Source organism: Pseudomonas sp. CFBP 8771 (assembly GCF_014841695.1).
Classification (GTDB): Bacteria; Pseudomonadota; Gammaproteobacteria; order Pseudomonadales; family Pseudomonadaceae; genus Aquipseudomonas; species Aquipseudomonas baltica.
This window is the reverse complement of sequence record NZ_JACYUJ010000008.1, coordinates 266,386-287,627: the sequence shown is the minus strand read 5'-3', so window position 1 is coordinate 287,627 and position 21,242 is coordinate 266,386. Positions and strand designations below refer to the sequence as shown.

Annotated in this window: 21 protein-coding genes and 1 tRNA gene; 16 read left to right on the top strand and 6 right to left on the bottom strand. The window is 56.6% G+C overall.

Annotated features, from left to right (window positions below):
- The first annotated feature begins 37 nt into the window (after positions 1-37).
- The gene (locus IFT80_RS19670) at positions 38-1,108 is read left to right on the top strand and encodes an AI-2E family transporter (RefSeq protein WP_122476688.1); all 1,071 of its coding nucleotides are present in this window, start codon (positions 38-40) and stop codon (positions 1,106-1,108) included.
- 89 nt (positions 1,109-1,197) lie between these two features.
- On the opposite strand, the gene IFT80_RS19665 is transcribed toward IFT80_RS19670, so the two are convergent.
- On the bottom strand, positions 1,198-1,671 hold the full coding sequence (locus tag IFT80_RS19665) for a peroxiredoxin (RefSeq protein ID WP_192138132.1): 474 nt from the start codon (positions 1,669-1,671) through the stop codon (positions 1,198-1,200).
- Positions 1,672-1,681: 10 nt separating this feature from the next.
- Positions 1,682-2,242 (bottom strand): glycine cleavage system protein R, encoded by a 561-nt coding sequence (locus IFT80_RS19660; protein ID WP_122476686.1) that lies wholly within the window; start codon positions 2,240-2,242, stop codon positions 1,682-1,684.
- A gap of 331 nt (positions 2,243-2,573) precedes the next feature.
- Here IFT80_RS19660 and dapA point away from each other — a divergent pair, with 331 nt between their 5' ends.
- From dapA to IFT80_RS19615, 9 genes are all read left to right on the top strand, one after another.
- The gene (gene dapA / locus IFT80_RS19655) at positions 2,574-3,452 is read left to right on the top strand and encodes a 4-hydroxy-tetrahydrodipicolinate synthase (RefSeq protein WP_122714077.1); all 879 of its coding nucleotides are present in this window, start codon (positions 2,574-2,576) and stop codon (positions 3,450-3,452) included.
- A gap of 17 nt (positions 3,453-3,469) precedes the next feature.
- Positions 3,470-4,588: an outer membrane protein assembly factor BamC gene (gene bamC, locus IFT80_RS19650; protein ID WP_185794234.1), complete on the top strand. Its 1,119-nt coding sequence runs from the start codon at positions 3,470-3,472 to the stop codon at positions 4,586-4,588.
- A gap of 3 nt (positions 4,589-4,591) precedes the next feature.
- Positions 4,592-5,350 carry an MBL fold metallo-hydrolase gene (locus IFT80_RS19645; protein WP_122714075.1) on the top strand — a complete coding sequence of 253 codons (759 nt, stop codon included), beginning with the start codon at positions 4,592-4,594 and terminating at the stop codon, positions 5,348-5,350.
- 48 nt (positions 5,351-5,398) lie between these two features.
- Complete coding sequence (purC, locus tag IFT80_RS19640) at positions 5,399-6,112, top strand: phosphoribosylaminoimidazolesuccinocarboxamide synthase (protein ID WP_056843894.1); 714 nt, start codon at positions 5,399-5,401, stop codon at positions 6,110-6,112.
- Positions 6,113-6,205: 93 nt separating this feature from the next.
- Positions 6,206-6,295: transfer RNA gene (locus tag IFT80_RS19635), tRNA-Ser, on the top strand.
- A 226-nt stretch (positions 6,296-6,521) separates the two neighbouring features.
- Entirely contained in the window at positions 6,522-7,478 is a 957-nt protein-coding gene (locus tag IFT80_RS19630; RefSeq protein WP_192138131.1) for a DNA cytosine methyltransferase, read from the top strand.
- Positions 7,478-8,341 carry an NgoMIV family type II restriction endonuclease gene (locus IFT80_RS19625; RefSeq protein ID WP_192138130.1) on the top strand — a complete coding sequence of 288 codons (864 nt, stop codon included), beginning with the start codon at positions 7,478-7,480 and terminating at the stop codon, positions 8,339-8,341. The genes IFT80_RS19630 and IFT80_RS19625 overlap by 1 nt, the downstream gene beginning before the upstream one ends.
- Positions 8,342-8,618: 277 nt before the next feature.
- The gene (locus IFT80_RS19620) at positions 8,619-9,158 is read left to right on the top strand and encodes a hypothetical protein (RefSeq protein ID WP_192138129.1); all 540 of its coding nucleotides are present in this window, start codon (positions 8,619-8,621) and stop codon (positions 9,156-9,158) included.
- Between the two features lie 86 nt (positions 9,159-9,244).
- Positions 9,245-9,610 (top strand): Rap1a/Tai family immunity protein, encoded by a 366-nt coding sequence (locus IFT80_RS19615; protein WP_192138128.1) that lies wholly within the window; start codon positions 9,245-9,247, stop codon positions 9,608-9,610.
- 374 nt (positions 9,611-9,984) lie between these two features.
- On the opposite strand, the gene IFT80_RS19610 is transcribed toward IFT80_RS19615, so the two are convergent.
- Positions 9,985-10,608 carry a recombinase family protein gene (locus IFT80_RS19610; RefSeq protein WP_192138127.1) on the bottom strand — a complete coding sequence of 208 codons (624 nt, stop codon included), beginning with the start codon at positions 10,606-10,608 and terminating at the stop codon, positions 9,985-9,987.
- 246 nt (positions 10,609-10,854) lie between these two features.
- Between IFT80_RS19610 and IFT80_RS19605 the strand changes: the two genes are divergently transcribed.
- On the top strand, positions 10,855-11,928 hold the full coding sequence (locus tag IFT80_RS19605) for a ParA family protein (protein WP_192138126.1): 1,074 nt from the start codon (positions 10,855-10,857) through the stop codon (positions 11,926-11,928).
- Between the two features lie 134 nt (positions 11,929-12,062).
- Here IFT80_RS19605 and IFT80_RS19600 read toward each other — a convergent pair whose 3' ends face one another.
- Complete coding sequence (locus tag IFT80_RS19600; RefSeq protein WP_192138125.1) at positions 12,063-12,299, bottom strand: helix-turn-helix domain-containing protein; 237 nt, start codon at positions 12,297-12,299, stop codon at positions 12,063-12,065.
- A 110-nt stretch (positions 12,300-12,409) separates the two neighbouring features.
- Between IFT80_RS19600 and IFT80_RS19595 the strand changes: the two genes are divergently transcribed.
- Both IFT80_RS19595 and IFT80_RS19590 read left to right on the top strand, forming a co-directional pair.
- A complete protein-coding gene (locus IFT80_RS19595; RefSeq protein ID WP_192138124.1) occupies positions 12,410-12,724 on the top strand; it encodes a hypothetical protein in 315 nt (104 codons plus the stop codon).
- Complete coding sequence (locus tag IFT80_RS19590; RefSeq protein ID WP_192138123.1) at positions 12,721-13,023, top strand: hypothetical protein; 303 nt, start codon at positions 12,721-12,723, stop codon at positions 13,021-13,023. Before IFT80_RS19595 ends, IFT80_RS19590 begins: the two co-directional genes overlap by 4 nt.
- Before the next feature lie 415 nt (positions 13,024-13,438).
- Here the strand turns inward: IFT80_RS19590 and IFT80_RS19585 are convergent, their stop codons facing one another.
- Together IFT80_RS19585 and IFT80_RS19580 are read right to left on the bottom strand one after the other, a co-directional pair.
- Complete coding sequence (locus tag IFT80_RS19585) at positions 13,439-14,080, bottom strand: hypothetical protein (RefSeq protein WP_192138122.1); 642 nt, start codon at positions 14,078-14,080, stop codon at positions 13,439-13,441.
- A 632-nt stretch (positions 14,081-14,712) separates the two neighbouring features.
- Positions 14,713-16,197: a tyrosine-type recombinase/integrase gene (locus IFT80_RS19580; protein WP_192138121.1), complete on the bottom strand. Its 1,485-nt coding sequence runs from the start codon at positions 16,195-16,197 to the stop codon at positions 14,713-14,715.
- 1,309 nt (positions 16,198-17,506) lie between these two features.
- On the opposite strand from IFT80_RS19580, the gene IFT80_RS19575 reads away from it, so the two are divergent.
- The 3 genes from IFT80_RS19575 (at position 17,507) to IFT80_RS19565 (ending at position 21,228) form a co-directional block, all read left to right on the top strand.
- Positions 17,507-18,673 (top strand): SMP-30/gluconolactonase/LRE family protein, encoded by a 1,167-nt coding sequence (locus IFT80_RS19575; protein ID WP_192138120.1) that lies wholly within the window; start codon positions 17,507-17,509, stop codon positions 18,671-18,673.
- 214 nt (positions 18,674-18,887) lie between these two features.
- A complete protein-coding gene (locus IFT80_RS19570) occupies positions 18,888-20,459 on the top strand; it encodes a gamma-glutamyltransferase family protein (RefSeq protein ID WP_192138119.1) in 1,572 nt (523 codons plus the stop codon).
- Between the two features lie 76 nt (positions 20,460-20,535).
- Entirely contained in the window at positions 20,536-21,228 is a 693-nt protein-coding gene (locus IFT80_RS19565) for a GntR family transcriptional regulator (protein ID WP_122476658.1), read from the top strand.
- The last annotated feature ends 14 nt before the right edge of the window (positions 21,229-21,242 follow it).

Here is a 21,242-nt window from a genome sequence, read left to right as displayed (position 1 = left end):
ACCACCTTCGGTAGCTGGGCCATTCAAGGGAATTTCAATGTTCAAAGTGTTACGCAACTGGATCCAGCGGTACTTCTCCGACGAAGAGGCCGTCGTCCTGGCGGTGCTGCTGGTGCTGGCGTTCACCGCCGTACTGACCCTGGGCGGCATGCTGGCGCCGGTGCTGGCAGGGATGGTGCTGGCGTTTCTCATGCAGGGCCTGGTCAATTTCCTGGAACGCTTGCGGGTGCCTTCGGGCGTGGCCGTGGGAGCGGTGTTCGCGCTGTTCATGGGTGCGCTGGCGCTGTTCATGCTGGTGCTCGTGCCGCTGCTCTGGCACCAGTTGATCACGCTGTTCAACGAGTTGCCCGGCATGCTGGGCAAGTGGCAGTCACTGCTGTTGCTGCTGCCCGAGCGCTATCCGCACCTGGTCAGCGACGAACAGGTGCTGCAGGCCATCGAAGCGGCGCGCGGCGAGATCGGCAAGTTCGGCCAGTGGGCACTGACCTTTTCCCTGTCCAGCCTGCCACTGCTGGTGAACATCATGATCTATTTCGTGCTGGTGCCGATCCTGGTGTTCTTCTTTCTCAAGGACCGGGTGATGATCGGCCGCTGGGTCAGCGGTTACCTGCCGCGCGAGCGGGCGCTGCTGACTCGGGTGGCGCAGGAGATGAACCGGCAGATCGCCAATTACATCCGTGGCAAGGTCATCGAGATCTTCATCTGCGGGGTGGTGACCTACATCGCGTTCGTTGCGCTGGGCTTGAACTACGCGGCGCTGTTGGCCCTGCTGGTAGGCGTGTCGGTAGTGGTGCCCTATGTGGGCGCCGTGGTGGTGACCGTACCGGTGACCTTGATCGCACTGTTCCAGTGGGGTTGGGGCGACCAGTTCATCTACCTGATGGTGGTGTACGGCATCATCCAGACCCTGGACGGCAACGTGCTGGTGCCGCTGCTGTTCTCCGAGGCGGTGAACCTGCACCCGGTGGCGATCATCTGCGCGGTGTTGCTGTTCGGCGGGCTGTGGGGGTTCTGGGGGATCTTCTTCGCCATCCCCCTGGCAACCTTGTTCAAGGCCGTGCTCGATGCCTGGCCGCGGCAGGAGCCCACCGTGGCGCCGATGCTCTGAAACCGCGGCGCGGCCTTCGCGGCCGCTGACCGCTCCTACACACAATCGTCGCAGGAGCGGTCAGTAGCCGCGAAAAATCCAACCCCCTCTCAACCCTTGCCCAACGCCTGTGCCGCCTCCAGCACGCTCTGCACATGCCCCGGCACCTTCACGCCACGCCATTCCTGGCGCAACACACCGTCCCGGTCGATCAGGAAGGTGCTGCGATCCACGCCCAGGTATTCCTTGCCATACAGCTTCTTCAACTTGATCACGTCGAACAGCTGGCACAACGCCTCGTCCTGATCGCTGATCAGTTCGAAGGTGAAGCTCTGCTTGGCCTTGAAATTCTCGTGGGACTTGAGCCCGTCGCGCGACACCCCGAACACTTCGGTGTCGGCGGCCTTGAACTGCTCGAGCAGGTCACGGAAATCCTGACCCTGGGTGGTGCAGCCCGGCGTGCTGTCCTTGGGGTAGAAGTAGACCACCACCTGGCGACCCTTGAGCTCGCTCAGGCGGACGCTCTGGCCGCTGGTGGCCTGGGCTTTGAAATCGGCTACAGGTTCATTGAGAGCGACAGCCATCGGTCAGTCCTTACATGGGGTTCTGTGGGCGCCAGGGTTCGATCAGCGCATCCAGGTTCAAGGCATCGGCGAAGTCCAGGAACTGGTCGCGCAACCAGCTGATCTGCACGCCGGCGGGCAGTGTCACGGTAAACGTGGCATTGAGCATGGTGCCACCGGTCTGCGGCGCCTGGTAGGTGTCGCAGGTCAGGTTCTCCAGCTCGACGTTGTGGTCGATGAAGAACTGGCACAGCTCGTTGATGATGTCCGAGCGGTACGCCGAACTGACGTAGGCCACGTACGGCAGCGCTTGCGGGCGGCTGTCGAGGGTGGCGCTGCGCACCAGGCTGACCGTGAAGTCGTGCTTCTTGGCCAGCGAGGCCAGGCTGGTTTCCAGGCGCGCCAGGGCGTCCCAGTTGCCTGCCACCTGCAGCACCAAGGCGCTGTATTCGCCGTGGCGGGTCAGGCGCGAGGTGGACACCGAGCAGCGGGCGTCGTGGGCCGCGCGGCACAGTACATTGGTCAGTTCCATGGGATTACGGCCCAGGGCGCTGATGACGAGGAATTGTTCGCGAACTGTGGGGGTGGACATGCAGCATTCCTAAAGCGATGAGCGGTCGGCGGCGTCAAGGGGCCGGATGACTGGTTCAAGGCCTGCGCCGTACCTCGTGCGTACCTCGGCCGACCGCCCGGCAACGCCCGCAAATACGAGGTAAAGCCAGGTGGCAAGGCTCAGGGACGGGGTTCGAAGCGCCGTTACGGCAGGCGATGACCAGGCAAGAAAGGCAACCCCTGCCGATCAAAGTCTGAAAGGGTATAGAAAACCGGCGCCAAGGGGAATGCTCGCGGCGTGGTACTTCGCTTGTGCAAGGTGGATAGCGCCAGTACCATTACCGCTCTCTTTTTCCGGCAGGAGCGGTTGCATGATTGCGGGCAGTATGGTGGCACTGGTCACACCCATGGATGCCCAAGGGCGTCTGGACTGGGACAGCCTGAGCAAACTGGTGGACTTCCATCTGAAGGAGGGCACCCATGCCATCGTCGCGGTCGGCACCACCGGCGAATCGGCGACGCTCGACTACGAAGAGCACATCAAGGTCATCGAGCACGTGGTCAAGCAGGTGAACGGGCGTATCCCGGTCATCGCCGGCACCGGCGCCAATTCCACCCGCGAGGCGGTCGAGCTGACCCGCAATGCCAAGAAGGCCGGCGCCGATGCCTGCCTGCTGGTCACGCCGTACTACAACAAGCCGACCCAGGAAGGCCTGTACCAGCACTTCAAGCACATCGCCGAAGCCGTCGACATTCCGCAGATCCTCTACAACGTTCCTGGCCGCACCGCCTGCGACATGCTGGCCGACACCGTCGTGCGCCTTTCCAGCGTGCCGAACATTATCGGCATCAAGGAAGCCACCGGCGACCTGGCCCGTGCCAAGGACATCATCAGCCGTGTCGACAGCGACTTCCTCGTGCTGTCCGGCGATGACCCGACTGCCGTCGAGCTCATTCTGCTGGGTGGCAAGGGCAATATTTCGGTCACCGCCAACGTCGCCCCGCGCGCCATGGCCGACCTGTGCAATGCGGCGTTGAAGGGCGAGGCCGAACTGGCCCGCGCCATCAACGACAAGCTGATGCCGCTGCACAAGAACCTGTTCCTGGAAGCCAACCCGATTCCGGTCAAATGGGCGTTGCATGAAATGGGCTTGATGCCCGAAGGCATTCGCCTGCCGCTCACCTGGTTGAGCGCCACCTGTCATGAACCGCTGCGGCAGGCCCTGCGCCAGTCCGGCGTCCTGGTTTAATTGAGGAAGTAAGACGCATGAAGCGATTGGCTGGCCTTTCTGCCCTTGCCTTGGTCATTTCGAGCACCAGCGGTTGCGGGTGGCTCTGGGGCGAAAACGGTTACTTCCGCGATCGTGGCAATGATTACCTCGAGGCGACCCAAACCGCCCCGATGCAACTGCCGCCCGGCGTGCAAACCGACAAGCGTCTGGATCCGCTGTTGCCGATCCCGCGCAACGTCGCCGACGATAACGCCAAGGCTTCCGAATTCGAAGTGCCGCGCCCACTGCCTTTGCAGGTGGCTGCGCAGGCCAGTGATTTCTCGCTGCAGCGCAGCGGCGAAAACCGCTGGATCATGGCCCAGCGTGCGCCTGCCGAAGTCTGGCCGATCGCTCACCAGTTCTTCGAGGACAACGGTTTCCGCATCGCCGAAGACCGTCCGCAAACCGGTGAATTCACCACCACCTGGCAGCGCTTCGACGAGCTCTCCGCGTCCATGGCACAGCGCCTGAGCGGTGCTACCACCTCCAGTGGAAGCGAAACCCGCGTGCGCGTGCGCATCGAACCAGGCGTGCAGCGCAACAGCAGCGAAATCTACGTGGTCAGCGTCGAGCGCCCGGCCGGCAGCAGCACCGAGCCCGATTTCCCGGCGCGCTCGGTGAACACCGGCCTGGACTCGATCCTGGTCGACCAGATGCTCGCCAGCATGACCCGCGACTCGGAGCGCGGCGGCTCGGTGTCTCTCGTCGCCGCGCGTGATTTCGACGCGCCCAGCCGTGTGGCCATGAGCGAAGACGGCAGCGGCAACCCGGTGCTCAACGTCGGCGCCGACCTGGACCGTGCCTGGTCCAGCGTGGGCCGTGCCCTGGAGCAGGGCCAGTGGCGCATCGAAGACATCAACCGCAGCCTGGGCCTGTACTACATCAACGTTGCCGAGTCCGCCCAGCGCGCCGACGACAAGCCCGGCTTCTTCAGCCGCGTGTTCGGCAATGCGCCGAGCAAGGAAGAAATCGAAGCCCGCGCCGAGCGTTATCAGGTGCGCCTGAGCAAGGTGGGCGACAGCGTCCAGGTCACTGTCGAGAAGAACATCAACACCGTGGCCCCGGCAGATGTTGCCCGCCGTGTGTTGGGTGTGATTCAAGACAACCTGGGTTAAGCGATGCGTTTTGCCGTTCTCGGCAGCGGTAGCCAAGGGAATGGCACGCTGATCAGCAGCGAAGACACCCATGTGCTGGTCGATTGCGGTTTCTCCCTGCGCGAAACCGAACGTCGGCTGGCCCGCCTGGGCCTGAGCGCCGCGCAATTGAGCGCCGTGCTGGTGACCCACGAACATGCCGACCACGTGCATGGCGTGGAGCTGCTGGCGCGCCGCCATGGCGTGCCTGTCTACATGAGCCTCGGCACCGAGCGCGGCCTGCGCAAGCCGGTGCCGGTACGCACCCATGTGCGCTGCGGCGACGTGCTGGAAATCGGTGCGTTGCGTATCGAAGTGGTTGCCGTGGCCCATGACGCCCTGGAGCCTACCCAGTACGTGTTCAGCGACGGCAAGCGACGCTTCGGCCTGTTGACCGACCTGGGCTCCCATTGCGCCAGGGTGCGTGACCACTACCAGGGCCTGGATGCCTTAATGATCGAAAGCAACCACTGCCGCGACATGCTTGCCCGTGGGCACTACCCTTATTTTCTCAAGCAGCGCGTTGGCGGTGACTGGGGCCATTTGAACAATCACCAGGCAGCCGGCCTGGTGGCGCAGTTGGGCTGGCAGAACCTGCAACACCTGGTGCTGGCCCACCTGAGCAGCAAGAACAACCTGCCGCAGCTGGCCCGGCAATGCTTCGTCGACACCCTGGGGTGCGACGCGGACTGGCTGCAACTGGCCGACCAAGACTCAGGGCTCGACTGGCGCCACATCGCCTAGCGTCCCAAAGGGGCGCCTAGCCCATACTTTTAGCAAGCGGAGCCCATCATGGAAAAACGTGAAGAACTCTACCGCGGCAAAGCCAAGTCGGTGTACAAGACCGACGACGCCGACCGCTTGATCCTGCTGTTTCGCAACGACACCTCGGCGTTCGACGGCAAGCGTATCGAACAGCTCGACCGCAAGGGCATGGTGAACAACAAGTTCAACGCCTTCATCATGCAGAAACTGGAAGCCGCCGGCATCCCGACCCAATTCGACAAGCTGCTGGCCGACAACGAAGTGCTGGTCAAGAAGCTCGACATGATTCCGGTCGAATGCGTGGTGCGCAACTACGCCGCCGGCAGCCTAGTCAAGCGCCTGGGCGTCGAAGAGGGCATGAAGCTGAACCCGTACACCTTCGAGCTGTTCCTCAAGGACGACGCCAAGGGTGACCCGTTCATCAACGAATCCCACGTCGTGGCATTCGGCTGGGGCACCGCCGAGCAACTGGCGAAAATGAAAGAGCTGTCGCTCAAGGTCAACGACGTGCTGACCAAGCTGTTCGACGACGCCGGCCTGCTGCTGGTCGACTTCAAGCTCGAGTTCGGCGTGTTCAGCGACGGCTCTATCGTTCTGGGCGACGAATTCAGCCCCGACGGCTGCCGCCTGTGGGACAAGGACACCCGCAAGAAAATGGACAAGGACCGCTTCCGTCAGGGCCTGGGCGACGTCATCGAAGCCTACGAAGAAGTGGCCAACCGCCTGGGCGTGCCGCTGTAACACCGCTGCAGACGCGCAAGCGCCTGAATTCGCAAATTATTTTGCATCAGGGGCTTCGCGTTTGGCGCAGACGCTGGTATGATTCGCGCCGTTGGAGAGATGCCAGAGTGGCCGAATGGGACGGATTCGAAATCCGTTGTACCTTCACCGGTACCTAGGGTTCGAATCCCTATCTCTCCGCCATTATTTGAAAAGCCCCGCAGATCAAGGTCTGTGGGGCTTTTTCATTTCTGGATTGTACTACTCATTTGTACTACTCTGGATCGTGATTTGGGCTTGGCCGACTCAATAACTTCCACCAACATTATGAGTTGGTAAGCTGTCCAAAATACTGTATTTTTGTACACGTCGTGATGTCTTTGGAGTCACGTAGAGAGCCAGCAAGGCAATTGATTCAGGAGGGGGGAAGATGGACCAATTCACGTCATTGGAAATGTGTGCTGGAGCTGGTGGACAAGCTCTTGGCCTTGAAATGGCGGGCTTTGGACACGAGGTTCTAGTGGAGATTGAGCCGCCTGCGTGTGCCACTCTTCGCTTGAATCGTCCGGAGTGGAATGTTCGCGAGGAAGACCTGCGGCAGTTCAATGGGCTTCCCTACTATGGTGTGGATTTGGTCGCCGGTGGTGTCCCTTGCCCCCCGTTTTCAAAGGCTGGCAAGCAACTCGGCGCTGATGATGAGCGCGATCTTTTCCCGGAAGCTGTTCGCTTGGTGGATGAATGTCGGCCTAAAGCAGTGATGTTAGAGAACGTCCGTGGTCTCCTTGATCCTGTTTTCGCAGACTACCGGGCCAGTGTGGAAGACGAACTCAAAAAACTGGGATACGTTTCAGGGTGGAGACTTCTTAACGCCTCCGACTTCGGCGTGACCCAGCTCCGTCCCCGAGTGGTCTTTGTTGGTATCAGGAAGGACCTCGCTCACAACTTTTCGTGGCCTGAGCCAAAGCTAATCACTCCTCCAACGGTTGGGGAGCTGCTTCATGATTTGATGAAGGAAAATGGATGGCATGGTGCTGATGCGTGGAGACAGCAGGCCAACACTATCGCTCCCACGCTTGTGGGTGGGTCGAAAAAGCACGGCGGCCCCGACTTGGGTCCGACTAGGGCAAAAAAGGCGTGGGCATCGATTGGCGTCTGTGGGATGGGGATCGCAAACGAACCTCCTACCGAGTTTTTCGAGGGAATGCCTAAGCTCACGACTCGTATGGCTGCCCGCATTCAAGGTTTCCCTGATGAGTGGCAGTTTCACGGGAAAAAGACTGCGGCGTATCGTCAGATTGGAAATGCGTTTCCGCCGCCCGTTGCATGTGCAGTAGCAAGCCAAATTCTTACCGCACTATCTGCAAAACGTTTAATTCAGGTAGCTTGATGGATATCCCTGCACAGTTTGTACAAGCCCGGAAAGAATTCCACGCTTCACTGCTCAAGACAACGTTGACCATTACTGATAAAGGTGTGCCTAGTAATGCTGACAGCAGTAACAAAGGCAGTATCGCGATCGCGAAGGGTATCGCCGACCTATTGAAAGCAGAAACCATCGCCGAGCGGCAGGCAGGTCAAACGTCCGGGAATGAGTTTGAGGGTGCCTGTGCACAGTTTGTCAGAAACACTTTTTTGAAGCTTAAGCACCTACGTCCCGGTGATTGGGATGTGCGTCAGGTGTCTGGCCGTAATCGTTTAGAGATCGCGAAGTACGAACAATATGCACATCTCGTGGCCTTGGATCGTGCGGCTAGAGCTGACTCAGAGCTAGCGGCTGCTTTGGGCAGTGACTACACGATTACTCCCGATATCGTTATTGCCAGAGGCTTGGAGTCTGACGAACAAATCAATCTCTATGAATTTCTTGTTGATAGTTCTGTAAGCACAATGGCTAGCCTGCGAGCTTCCACAGGTGGTCAGCCGCTGCTTCATGGGAGTATCTCTTGCAAGTGGACTATGAGAAGCGATAGAGCGCAGAACGCTCGTACAGAAGCGTTAAACCTTATGCGAAACCGCAAGGGGCACCTTCCGAAAATTATGGTAGTGACTGCAGAGCCGACACCAAGTCGTTTAGCATCTATCGCTCTCGGTACCGGAGATATTGACTGCGTCTACCATTTCGCCCTGTACGAACTTCAGCAGACTTTGCTGGAGCAGGGTAGGGACGACGCTGCTGAACTCCTCGCTATCATGGTTCATGGCCGTCGGCTAAAAGATATCAGCGATTTGCCGCTCGACTTGGCGACCTGAAAAAAGTAGTAAGGCTCTTTCACACCGGGCACCGGCAGTCAGCAACTTGGGGGCCAATTGCGGCAGGAGCAAAGCGCTCAGGTGCCGAACATTTCGCATCTGAAGGTGACTGAGTGATGTAGCTTTCGCAGCACTTTCTGATCTTGTGCAACAAAAAACTACTAGGGCTATCCATGTCTTTGCTGGGATGTGTGCTTACCTTCTGAGAGTGGCGGTGTGCCGTAATCGCGTCTAGGCTCAATCCGTTATCTGGCACTGGAGGCACTGGACGGACACCATGAGAAGAAGAGAAGGGGATTGGGAAAAAGCGATCACCGGAAGCGTGGAAAGCGTGCGGAGAGAGATTCTCGAAATCAGGAGGTTTCAACAGGCGTGCGAGGATGACAAGGCTGTTGCAGCGTGGGTTCAGATGAATGAGAAGGAGATGGCCCACTCTACGAGCTATGCAAACCTGATCTTGGTGGCAGGTTATGCTGGATACTTCGCATTCTGGTCGACGCTCTTGGCGAGGTTGCCCCACTGGCTCTACGCTGTCAGCGGTCTGCTTGCACTCAGCTCCTTGCTACTTTTCATTTCGTGGGAGGTAACCAAGATGATCTGGGGCACGGTGTATTTGAATCGTATCCAGACCATGCTTGAGAAGAGCTCGGGTAGAGGCTCGCTGGTCCCCGCCATGGAGACTGCACGGAGGCTGCACGAGGCAAGGATGAATCGGCTCTGGATATGGTTGCTGGTGCCTACCGTGGCTTTCGGCATAGGGGCGGGGCTTCTGCTTGTTGGCTATTTCGGTTTAGAGGTATGGAAAACGCTTTTCTAGCCAACCCTGCCCGAGTTGCTTACTTAGGGAGAATCTTCTGTCTCTCGTGTTTATTGTGGCATCGGGCCACCATTCAAGGAAGACTTATGAAAGTCGAAATGGCGGCTGTGGCGCTGAGTCTGGCAATCTGCACGTTTACTGTCGCGCACGCAGATACAGGAAATGAAATGCTGAATAACTGCCGGGCTTTTTTGAAAGACCCGCCGCCATCAAGCCAAATGTTCCATGCGGGCGTGTGTGCAGGCTTCGTTATAGGCATTGTCGATGGTCTAATGTTCGCACAGGTCGCAGACCCTTCTACGACAGCCGTATGCATGCCAGAAAGAGGCTACACGGTTGGGCAGGGCATCAGGGTGCTAACGAAGTATCTGAATGACCATCCAGAGAAGTTGAACGTAGATGTCAGTCTTCTTGCATTTGAGGCGTTCCGAAGGGCATTTCCCTGCAAGTGACACCATCGTGTTGGGCGAGGGTCCTGCCCCTCCGCTGGGAGGGGTTAGCCTTCTACCGACGGGTTCCAAATTCCCCGCTGAAAATAACGACCTCGTTCACTGGTGCTTCGCTTTCTCTGGCTGAAAATCATGGTGAGCAAGTCAGGTGCTTAACCAACAATCGCAGCCTCGACAGAGAAGGTCCAAAGGGAACCAAAAATAACTGAGAGGCGCTGGGCTCCCTCGCCACTACAATCAGTCTATCCATCATGAGCAGCGGGTGCCGTGCAGTGATGGGATTTAAACCTTTTCCCCGGAAACGATGTATGTCACGTGATGACTCAGGAGCAGCGCGGACAAAGCCTACTCATGGGGGCTTTGGCGGGAGGTAACGATTAGACCTTCACTTCACGCTTGATTCTGTAAACTGTGGCAACACCGCAACCTGCAAGCGTTGCTATCTCGTCAGCGGTCATGGTTGGGTGCTTAGTCATGAGGTTGCGGACTTTAGACCAAAGCTCAACGTTCTTCGACTTGCCTGCTGGCTTCCAGTTTGGCTCGTCGATTTTCTTCTTACTGATGCCTTCCTTGATTCGCTCTACGCGCTTCTCTTGATCTAGCCGAGCCATGGTAGCCATGAGATCAAGCAGCATGTTGTTGATGACCTCCATGATCTGCCCAGTGATGCCTTTATCCTCAACCATCATGTGACTGGTAGGCAGATCAGCGATGACTAAGCGTAAACCCTTTGCCTTGATGGTGGTTTTGAGTACATCCCAGTCAGCTTGAGAGAGGCGAGATAGCCTGTCTACGGATTCGCATAGAAGCACCTCCCCTGTATTGGAGGTATCCAGCAGGCGCATTAATTCTGGGCGGTTGAGTGTCGTACCGCTGATATTCTCGCTATAGGTGTCAGCAATGAGTAAACCTCGGTCGTCCGCGAATGCTTCCATAGCAGATTTTGCACGATGGGCGTCTTGATCCTTGGTTGATGCGCGGAGGTATAGGTGGGCGATCATGGAATCTATCCTTTGGACTATTAGTTCAATGGATCAATGATATTCTATCATTGGCCTATTTTAAAGGGTTTATTGATAGTAGAATCTGAATGGTAGTCCACGACCTTCGTACTACCCGAAAAGTAGACTGCTTTGATAGCAGGTCGACGGGTAAGAATAGTTTGCAGTGACAAATGTAGAGTGGTGAAATGCAATCGCTGCGCTCCGAATTTTCACTTCTCTTCTCCCACGGATGGACGATAAATCATGACCACCAAAATCTACGCTTTCTACAACAACAAGGGCGGGGTGGGCAAAACCACTCTATGCCAAAACGCGGCCTGCTTGTACGCTGAGAAAAACCCTCAAAAACTGGTGCTGGTCATTGACCTTTGCCCTCAAGCAAACATTTCTCAGTTTCTATTAGGTGGCGGGCATGTGGGATATAAGGCTAACCAGCGTTTGCAATCCACAGCGACTCGACGAAATATCGTAGGGTTCATGGATTGGATGCTTGCAGGAAACTCGGGATTCACTAGCCTACCTGCTAGCTACCTGACTCAGGTCCATCCGCTAAATTCGCAGGTAACTAAAAACCTGTACCTTATTGCTGGTGATTCTTTTCTAGAGTCGCTGACATTGGCTTTGAACTTCGCCACTATGAATCCGGCGAATATCTATGCATGGAAAGAATACGTCACCGCAATCCGCAGGCTATGCGAAATCGAACTCCAGAATTCTGAATACGAAGAGATGACCGTATTTATTGACTGTAACCCGAGTTTCTCAGTCTACACTCAGATGGCCTTGGTGTCGTCCGATGCGCTGATTGTTCCCATGATGGCCGACTTTAGCTCGCTGGAAGGTATCAAAGGTATTCTTATGCTGTTGTACGGGAAGTATCCTTCATCTGCGACAAGAAACTATGCAGCGAAAGTCATGACTTTCAGTCGCCAAATTCAAATGCATGGACTCGACCTCCCCAAGATTTTCGAGCTTCCTTTCAACAATTTCACAACTAATCTAGGAGTGGCTGCGGCGTTTGATGCAGTTAGAGGGGAGCTAATTAAATATTGCTGGAGTCAATACGCAGCCGACCCGGATATCTACTATCGGTGCACAATTCCACCCGCAAATGCGAAAGAGTTCGAAGAGTTATTCATCTCCAACGTTAAAGACTTTCACACAGCTGGTAAGGTTTCAGCAAGTCTTGGTATTCCATTGCACCGGTTACCACTCCAAAACAGCTACATAATGCCGAGCGGCGAGGACGTGGGAATTCCGAAGAAAAACTATAAAGAGTCACTTGAGCATTTAAAGGGATTTGTAGCGAAGCTCTGAAAGCTTTGAGTATATCGCCTACATCCCATTCGGATTGCAACATCTGACCATCTCGGTACGGTGTTGCACTGTCCTACAGAAGCTCAGCGAAACTACATGGGCTGTACAAATTGGCCTAGGCGAAGGTTGAGCTTTCACAATCGCTCGAATTCCTTTTCCACTAGGAAGATCAGCTTGGATGGGCTGCAGTTCAAAGCGATAGCCAGTTTGAATAAGACAGCAATCGTAGGCTGGTTCAGGCCCCTTTCGATCAAGCTCACGTAGTTTCGCTGCACATTGGCTTCCAGCGCCAACTCCTCTTGAGTCAAGCCTGCTTCTCGTCTTTTCTGTCGTAGCACACGCCCAAAGGCTACTCCGATCTCCAATGTCATTGCTCCGCGATAGTGAGAGCACACTGTCGGGGTTGAGCATGAAGCGGTCTTCACAATATACTGTGAATGCAGTGCCCCATTCAATTAACCTGCATCAAAGGAGTCGCTCGATGAAGACCAATGCTTACCTGCTATGTCTGCTGTCCCTGACTGCATCTGCCGCCATAGCTGACACCTACCCAAAGAAAACGCTGGTAGGAGGCTCCATGGCTTGCTACAAACTTGGCGACTGGCGGGACCTCGTCGCTGCTTCACTCGACCAAGATGAAGATGGTGCTGCTCACTTGGTTGCATCTGGTAAGTGCCGAACGTTCTCAACCGCTACAAGAGTAGGTTTCATCGAGACAGACGCTAGCGGTGCGTCTGCACTCATTCAGTTACCCAGTGGCAAGACTGCAATGACGGCAATGGGGTGGCTGAAATGAAGCATTTGGTCATCAAGGTTGTTAGCTTTTTTGCTTGGATAGGGATTTTGTTCAGTGTCATCGGTGGAGCTATCATAGGCTCAGGTGCAGGCCATCAGCTCATCGGTGCGATACTTGGCTTCCTGATTGGCTGCTTCGGTTCGGGCGTTTGGTTCCTACTGGTGTCTATGCACGACAAGCTAACGGTCATTGCAGATGCTGCCAGTGATCGCGGTTCTTCTGCACCCAAAGCACCAATCGCCGCTCCAGAAGGAAAGACGCCGGGGTGGCTGGATGTAATTTCAGGAGGTAAGCCATAAGTCTTCTGCCTGCCCGCTCACGCTGGATCAATCGCATCTTAATCGGTCAGTTCTCAGCAGTTCCCGTACTGTTTGTGAGGCTGCTGTTGACCTATCAGTCAAATGATGCGCTAAAGAAAATGATGCACCCTGTACGGCAGTACAAAGGGATACCTCAGACCAATAGAAAAGATGGAAACCAAACTAGATGAGCTTACCGCTCCGGTCTGTATGGTGCAGAGAATCAACGGAGTTGAAGGGGTACTCCGTGTCGCACCGACACAGGATCATCCTTTTGATTTTCTGGGGAATTGATAGTCATCAATTTTATTCCCCATTAACACATTAGATCATTAAGCTATGACCTTTGGTCGAGGTGTCTCAAGCTTAGACCTGCCGGTCTGAGAGTGACCTTTGAGGATACGACATACAGTGTCTAACTAATATCCTGCGGTAATTCAGGAGGTCGTGCGCCAGCTCCTAATCTATATCCTGCGGTAATTCGCGCAGCATCGCCTTCCTCACCTTCATCCCAGTACGAATTCTCCCACTCGACCAATAGGCTGCTGACGAAGTTACTGTCGAAGCTGTAATCCCATTCAGAACGCCCGCATTCGTCATGGATACGTTGTAGCTGGTCCCACTGAGCCTGCAGGCGTGCTTTCAGGCGTAGGTGCTGGTGAAGGTATCGTTCGATCCCACCAAGGGCAACACGCCCTCCCGCTGCTAAATACTGGGCTGTACGCTCCGAGATGGGCTCAGCAGTATTGCTTAAGAATCGAGGCAGAATCTCAGCCGTAGAAATGATGTCCAGACAAATCACCTCTCGAAGATGGCGTGGGCGTACGTTCAACGTGCCGTTGCTGTCTCCTACCGCGATGTAAAGGCCTGCCATCACCGCGTCATCGACGAAGGGCATGTCGTTGGCAACTGCCACCTTGATCAAATGAGCATTGGGGTTTGGCGTAACTTTGGGCTTGGGGCCACGCTTGGCCTTTGGCTTGGAGTCTGCGGAGTTTTGGTCGGCAACGATGGTGCCGGGAGTGTGGTGTAGAGCGAAGGGAGTTTCGTTGTGCATGAATGGCCTCCTATGGTCAGTTCAGATGTGGTTCACGTCCTTCGGCGTAGTCGCCGGTTGTCTGGGTGAATTGCAGGCAAATTTAAGCCCCCATGCAATGCACCTGTTCAGTGGTCGCGGCGGAGGCTTTCAAATTGTCTGTCTACCTACTGGGTAGGTGGTGAATCATACACGATTTCGACGGCTGGTCAAGCAGGGAGTTGACAGGCGATATTTTTTCAGAACTGGTTTCTGCAGGTGGAAACGCCCTCTGCTTAGTCCAAACCGTACCGCTACCCAGTAAATACTAGGCTTTCGCAATGAACAGAGCTGAGGACAGACGATTCGATGTGGGGTTTTACTGGAGTTTATGGGGGTTTATTCGAAGTTATCGGACGTGCTTCAGCGCCTCAGCCATCGCCTTGATCGGAGTCCTGCTGCCATAAATGCCAAGCGTGAGAGAACTCTCTTCGTGTCCACTCATTCCTTGGATAACCGTGACCCTGCACGTCGTCATTCCGTAGGTCAGCTGTGAAAGTATAGCTAGAGCTGTAGGAAACACTACGTGGGTTGATGAGCTTAATCTTCGTCCGATGAGGACGTCGGAGGAGTGTCGAAATACCATTGCTCAACCGCCTTCGCTTTGGTGTGCTTTAGCTCAATGAAGGCAAGGAAAGCTTGGAAATGGCCTCAAGCTTCTGAATTGAAGATGCACCTTGCGAGTACACGTCAAATGTCACGGTACCCGTCTCGTGACCCACCAGTTCAGCGATTAGCGTGCCTTGGACTCCGGCCCTGATTAATTGCGTGATGACAGTCTTACGGATCGAATGAAAGACGTGTTGGGCACCGTATCCATGCGCCTCTTTGAGTCTGCCAAATGCTTTGGAAAGCGCATCGGAGCGTATGCCGTACTTATTCTTGCTATCAGATGGGATGAGGTAGCCGTCTTTCGAATCGTTCTTCAGGCGCTCGACAGTCGTTGTGAGGGCAGGATGCACGGGCACGACACGGATGCCTGCCATTGTCTTCGAGTCGACAATGTCAAAGCTCTTGATTCCATCCGGCTCAATCAGATGTTCGATCCTCAATTGGCAAAGCTCTTCAATTCGAGCACCTGTGTACGCACCCAGGAGGATCAGGTCCCCCAGTGTCGTGTGGTCAGCAGCTGATGCGGCAGCGTGTAGCTCTGCAATTTCTTTTGGTTGGAAGTCCTTTCGCTGCCGACCTGCACGTTCTTTACCACGCGCTTGCGGCAGTTCATGGTTCTCAAACGGGTTAGCCTTGTCTTTGAAATCTTCACGCCAGTGAGTGTCGTGCTTCATCGCCCACTTCCAGAATACGTTACCCGCCAGCAGGTATTGGGTGAGGGTCTTGCTCGCAAGCTTGAGGCAGTCGAGCCATGCTGAAACCGCATCGAAGTCGAGCGCCTTACCTTCTTTAGCCAAGTAGGCAGAAAGCTTCTCCAGCTTCGACTGCTGCTGGTCTATCGTCTTGGTAGCAACACCCCGCGCTTCACGATACTGACGGAAGGTTGCGACGCGTTGCTTGGTGATAGGTGACTTGACCTTGTGGGCGCTGGGATCAGCGAAGATCGACTGCATCTCCTCGGCCTCTGCCGCCGAGAGATCGTTTTTGTAAGCAATGAGTTCGCTGAAGGTTTCTATTAGTGCTTTGTGGGCAAGATCATGCAGCGCCATCTCCTTGTCCAACCCTTGCTTTGCGTATGCCGCTTCGGCTTCTGCTTGGCGTCGTCGCCCGCTTTCCGAATCATTGAACACAAACTGGCGAAGCTGTTCTAGGTCGTCTGGATCAAGGCTGATCAGCGGGGGAGCTGACTCGCCTAGGGCTGCAGCGGTCTTCAAGCCACGAAAGATTTTAGTGAAGTCGTCTGCATCTTCTGCAATACGGTCCTTCCAACCTTCTCCACGGTTGCTTCGCTTGTCGCGGGCTGCCTTGAACTGCGCTTTCCAACCAGCGAGAACGGAGAGTCGGCGTGTCATCGCTTCGGATCGAAGGCCGGTCTTCAACGATTGGATCAGTACGGTGCCGCCCATGGCACTCTGTATATCTGCGGGAACGGCGAGACGGACATACCACGTTGATTCGCCCTTCTTCTGGATCAAGTTGTCGGCCATGGACACGCCACTGTAGGAATGAGAGGTGTACACGGGATTGTACTACTCATTTGTACTACTTTTAAAGCTTGGACCCCTGTATTCACGGGTTATCTGGGCTACAGGCTTGTATGTGGTGAGTCCCTATCTCTCCGCCATTATTTAAAAAGCCCCGAGTGCTTATAGCCTCGGGGCTTTTTTGTGTCAGGGATTTAAGTAGTGGGTGCCTGTGCGTCTGCAACCGGCCACCCCTTGACGCTTGAGTCCATGGTTTTCAGCGCAATGCTGCCCTCTGCGACTCCTGTTTGGCGCCTACAATATCGACACAGCAGCTTTCAAAAAATCAGACGCGTTTCACATCGGACCGAGTAAAGTTCCAGCGGCCAAACGGAAACCCAACGGCAGGGTCGCATGCTATTCAAAGGAAGGAAAAAATGTGCTCGTTCAGAATGATTGTAATAACTGCATGCTGTTTTTTTATGATGGGCTGCGAAAAACGGCAGATAGAACCATGCCCCCAGGCAGGGAGAGACTTTCTGGAGAGATCGGTGCGGGCCTACTTTGATAGGTTCAAGCCGAATCAAGGGGGCAATTTCGTCCAGATATTTCATGACGAAGAATATAACCCCTCGACCAAAGGCTGGATAGTTTCGGTAGACAGCCCTGGCAAAGAGTATTTCGCGCTTGTGTCGTGCGCGGGCAGTGTGGAGCTGTCGGTTAGGGAGCTAGGTGGTGTGGCTCCGAAAAAATCCCTATAGGGATTTTTCTCGGGGTTTCCAGCAGGGAATAATTTTTCCCGTCTGACGCAAACTTTATGGGATGAATTAAAACAACTTTTAGTAAGTCTCGAACGCTATAGCTTCGTGCTGGAGTACGAGAGATATGCGTAGCCGGTTGGGTTGCAGTAATATTGAAACTATCACCGCGAACCGTTAGCGGCAGATGACTGGAAAAACAAGATTAATCGGTTCGCGATTAATTAGTGAGATATGTTACTCAAGTTAACTTGGTAAAAGCACGGGCCGCACGCAAATGATCTGAGAGTCGCGCATCAAGCTCTGTTTCGGTGCCTACATAGCCCTGATAATCTCCGACACCCACCACTTCTATCTAAACGCCTAGGCCGTCACGACCTTTCAGTCCATTCCCAGCCACACGTCGCCACCCATCCGGTGGAACTTACCCACTTAAATTCCCTTCAATACCCATGAACCTGTCGCGGCGTCTGTTCCTATCGGTACCTGAGCAGGTTTTTTTTCGGTTGATCCTGAAACCGGTTTCAGGATCAACCCTATACCAGTCCATCTCATCCCGAAGGAGCCTGGAACGGATGAACAGAAACCTATTGAAGCGAACCTCAATCCCCGTCCTGGCGGCCGCAACATTGGCGCTGGCAGTGAACGCAGCCCATGCCGAGACCATCGATCGCAGCCTAGTTCCCATTGGTTCGATCCAGGAGGTGGCTACGTTCAGCGGCCCAGGTCCGTCAGGTATCGTGGTGACCCCGGAAGGGCGCACGTTCGTTGGCTTTCCGCGTCATGCCGAGGATCACGCGGGCATGACGCTGGGTGAGTTGGTCAACGGCAAGCTGGTTCCCTATCCCTCCGCCGATGTCAGCCTGCCGTCTGAACTATCCGACGCCAAGCGGCTTGTTTCCCTGCACGGCATGACCCTGGACAAGCGTGGGCGCCTCTGGTTGATCGACGATGGCAAACGCGCAGGCAAGCATGGCATTCCGGCGGGTGCAGCGAAGGTGGTGGGTATCGACTTGAGCAGCAACAGCATCGTGACCTCCATCGAGCTCAAGGATGCCTTGCGTCAAGACAGCCACATGAATGACCTGCGCATCGATCTCACCCACGGCAGCCAAGGCATCGCTTATGTCGCCGATTCATCCTTCGGCGACGACCCGGCTTTGGTGGTGGTGGATCTGGCCACCGGCAAGCAGCGTCGTGTGCTCGCCGGTCACCCCTCCATCGTGGCGCAAAAAGATTTCGTCACCCAGCTCGACGGTGTGCCCATGCGCTACGACGGCAAGAACAGCGCATTTCCTCATGGTGGCGTCGATGGTCTGGCGCTGACGCCCGACAGCTCGCGTTTGTTTTACTCGCCGCTCACCAGTCGACACCTGTGGAGCCTGCCGACCGCGGCCCTTGCTGACTTCAACCTCAATGACCGACAACTGGCTGAGCAGATCAAGGATGAAGGGGAGAAGGTGATGGTCGACGGGATGGACATGGACGCTCAGGGCCGTCTGTACATGACCGATGCCGAGCATCATCAAGTGCTGCGTCGCTGGCCGGATGGCCGCCTCGATGTGGTGCTGCGCGACCCGCGACTGGTGTGGCCGGACGGGGTATTCGTGACCGCCGATTCGGTGTACGTGACGCTGGGGCAGTGGAGCCGGATGGGTAAGGGATTCGACACCCGGCAGCCGCCGTATTTGTTGGTCAAGGCACCTATCGAAGCCGCGCCGAAGTTCGACGCGGCACACTGACCGGATGGGGGGCACAGATGGTGCCCCCGATGACTTCAATCGCAGAAACCCTGGTAGAAAATCTGAAGATCCCTCTTCGCCTGCCAGCTCCTTGATCCATCCCGCTGCTATCCGTACCCCCAGCCTCATCCGCCACCAGTAAAAACCACGGCACACATATTGCTCTGCTAACAATCACTTTATAGATAGCTAGCAAAGTCGGGGCCCCCATATCATGATCGCTACCTCTTCTCGTGCGGTGATCTGCACGCCTCACGCCCAGGCCAGTGCCGCTGGGATGCAGATCCTCGAAGCCGGTGGCACTGCCATTGATGCCATGTTGGCAGCCAGCGCCATGCTCGCCGTGGTCTTCCCGCACATGACCGGCCTGGGCGGGGATGCCCTGTGGATGATCCACGACACTCAGGTGCGCACCATCGTGGGGATCGGGCAGGCCGGACAGCGGTTGCCCGACGGCGGAGTCATCGGCTTGAGAGGGCCGTCGTCGGTCGCCACCACGGCGGGTGCGCTGGCGAGTTGGCAGACGGCGGCAACCATCAGCCGGCATGAGTGGGGTTCCCATTTGGGTTGGTCCGACCTGTTGCAGGACGCCGCCAGCGTGGCGGAGGCGGGCACGCCGGTTTCACAGTCGCAGCTGTTTTGGCAGACATTGCGGCAGCCACTCATCGAGCAATTGCCGGACCTGCACGGTGTCTGCAAAACCGATGGGCGTTGGCTACGCGCGGGCGATACGCTGCGCCAGCCGGCGCTGGCCAATACCTTGCGGCATCTGGCCAGGCACGGTGTCGAGGACTTCTATCAGGGCGAGTTGGCCCACGCCTTCGAGGCGGCGTTCGATCGGCTAGGTTGTGGCTTGACCCAGGCCGATCTTTCGGCCACGCGAGCGCCGCTGGTTGCCCCGATCTCAGTACCTTATCGCCAGGGCCGACTCTATAACGTCGCGCCGCCGTGCCAGGGTCTGTACACGTTGCAAGCCATGGCCGCGCTGCAGCATAAGCCGCTCGCGCGGGTCGGCAACGGCGGCGCGCTTTACTACCACTACCTGGTCGAAGCCATCAAGCAGGGCCTGCTGCGCCGCAACGCGCAGTTGTGCGACCCCCTGAACACGCCTTGGGATTTTGCCGCCAGTCTCGATGAACGGCACATCCAAGGGTATGCCGATGCCATCGACGACCAGCGTGCAGCGCCGTGGAACGAGCCGGGACGTCCGGCCGATACGGTGTGGATGGCGGCGACCGATGCCCAGGGCCGCACGGCCTGCCTCATCCAGAGTTTGTTTCACGACTTCGGCTCTGGCTGTATTCTGGGTGACACCGGGGTGCTATGGCAGAACCGTGCTGCGGGTTTCAACGCCAACCCCGAACACGTCAACGGCTGGGCTCCTGGCAAGCGTCCCGCGCACACGCTCAACCCGTCCTGTTACCTGGCGGACGATGGCCAGCGCTGGTTCTTCGGCACGCAGGGGGGCGACGGCCAACCGCAGACACAGATGGTTCTGGCGACTCAGCTGATCGACTATCGGCAGCCCATCGATCAGGCGCTGGCCACACCGCGCTTTCTGTTGGGCCGCAGTTTTTTCGACAGCACCGACAACCTCAAGCTCGAGGGCGATATGCCTGCCGCGACCATCGAAGGCCTGGCGGCGCTCGGCCATGAGGTGGAAATCATAGCTGCGCAGAGCCCGATGACGGGCCATGCCGGTATCATTGCCATTGATGCCGAGGGTCGGCGCAGCGCCATGCATGATCCGCGAGGTGAGGGTACGGCCCTTGGCCAGGTAGACTGAGGGTCGAACCGGGCATTTGCCGGATATGGGGCATCTCGTGTATAGGCATGAGGCCTTCCAGACAACAGAGGAAACGATGGGGTTGAGTACCGTCACTGCCAAACAGCTCGAGGTGCAGCGTATCGTCGATGCGTTGTTCAAGGCCATTGCCCAACATCGCCTGCCGCCCGGCACCCGGTTGGTCGAAGCCCACATCGTCGAAACCTTGCAGGCCAACCGCAATCATGTGCAGGTCGCGCTACAGCGCCTGGCGATGCAGAAAGTAGTGACCATCGAAGCCAATCGGGGCGCCATGGTTGCCCAGCCGACGGCGAAGGAAGCGCGGGATATCTTCAGCGCCCGTCGTGCCATCGAGCGGGCCATTGTCGAGGCCATTACCCCGGCCGTGATGCGCAAGCAGCGGCAACGCATTGCCAGCCATATGAGTAACGAGCGCAAAGCCACCAGCGATACCGATCGCCGCGCCATCGTTCGCGAGCTGAGCGAATTTCACCTGCTGCTCGGCGAGATCAGCGGCAATACCGTGCTCAGCGATATCCTCGGCAACCTGATGGTGCGCAGCTCATTGATCGTGGCGCTGTACCAGCGTAACGACGTGCCGTCGTGCGCGTCGGATGAGCACCAGGAAATCATTACCGCGCTGGAGCAGGGCGACAATGCACGGGCCGTGGCGGTCATGCTCGAGCACCTGGACGAACTGGAAGGGCAGCTGGCGCTGGAAGAGCGAGCGCTGGAGGAGTTCAACCTCAAGCAAGCGCTGCGTGGCTGATGCGCAGGCGTTGC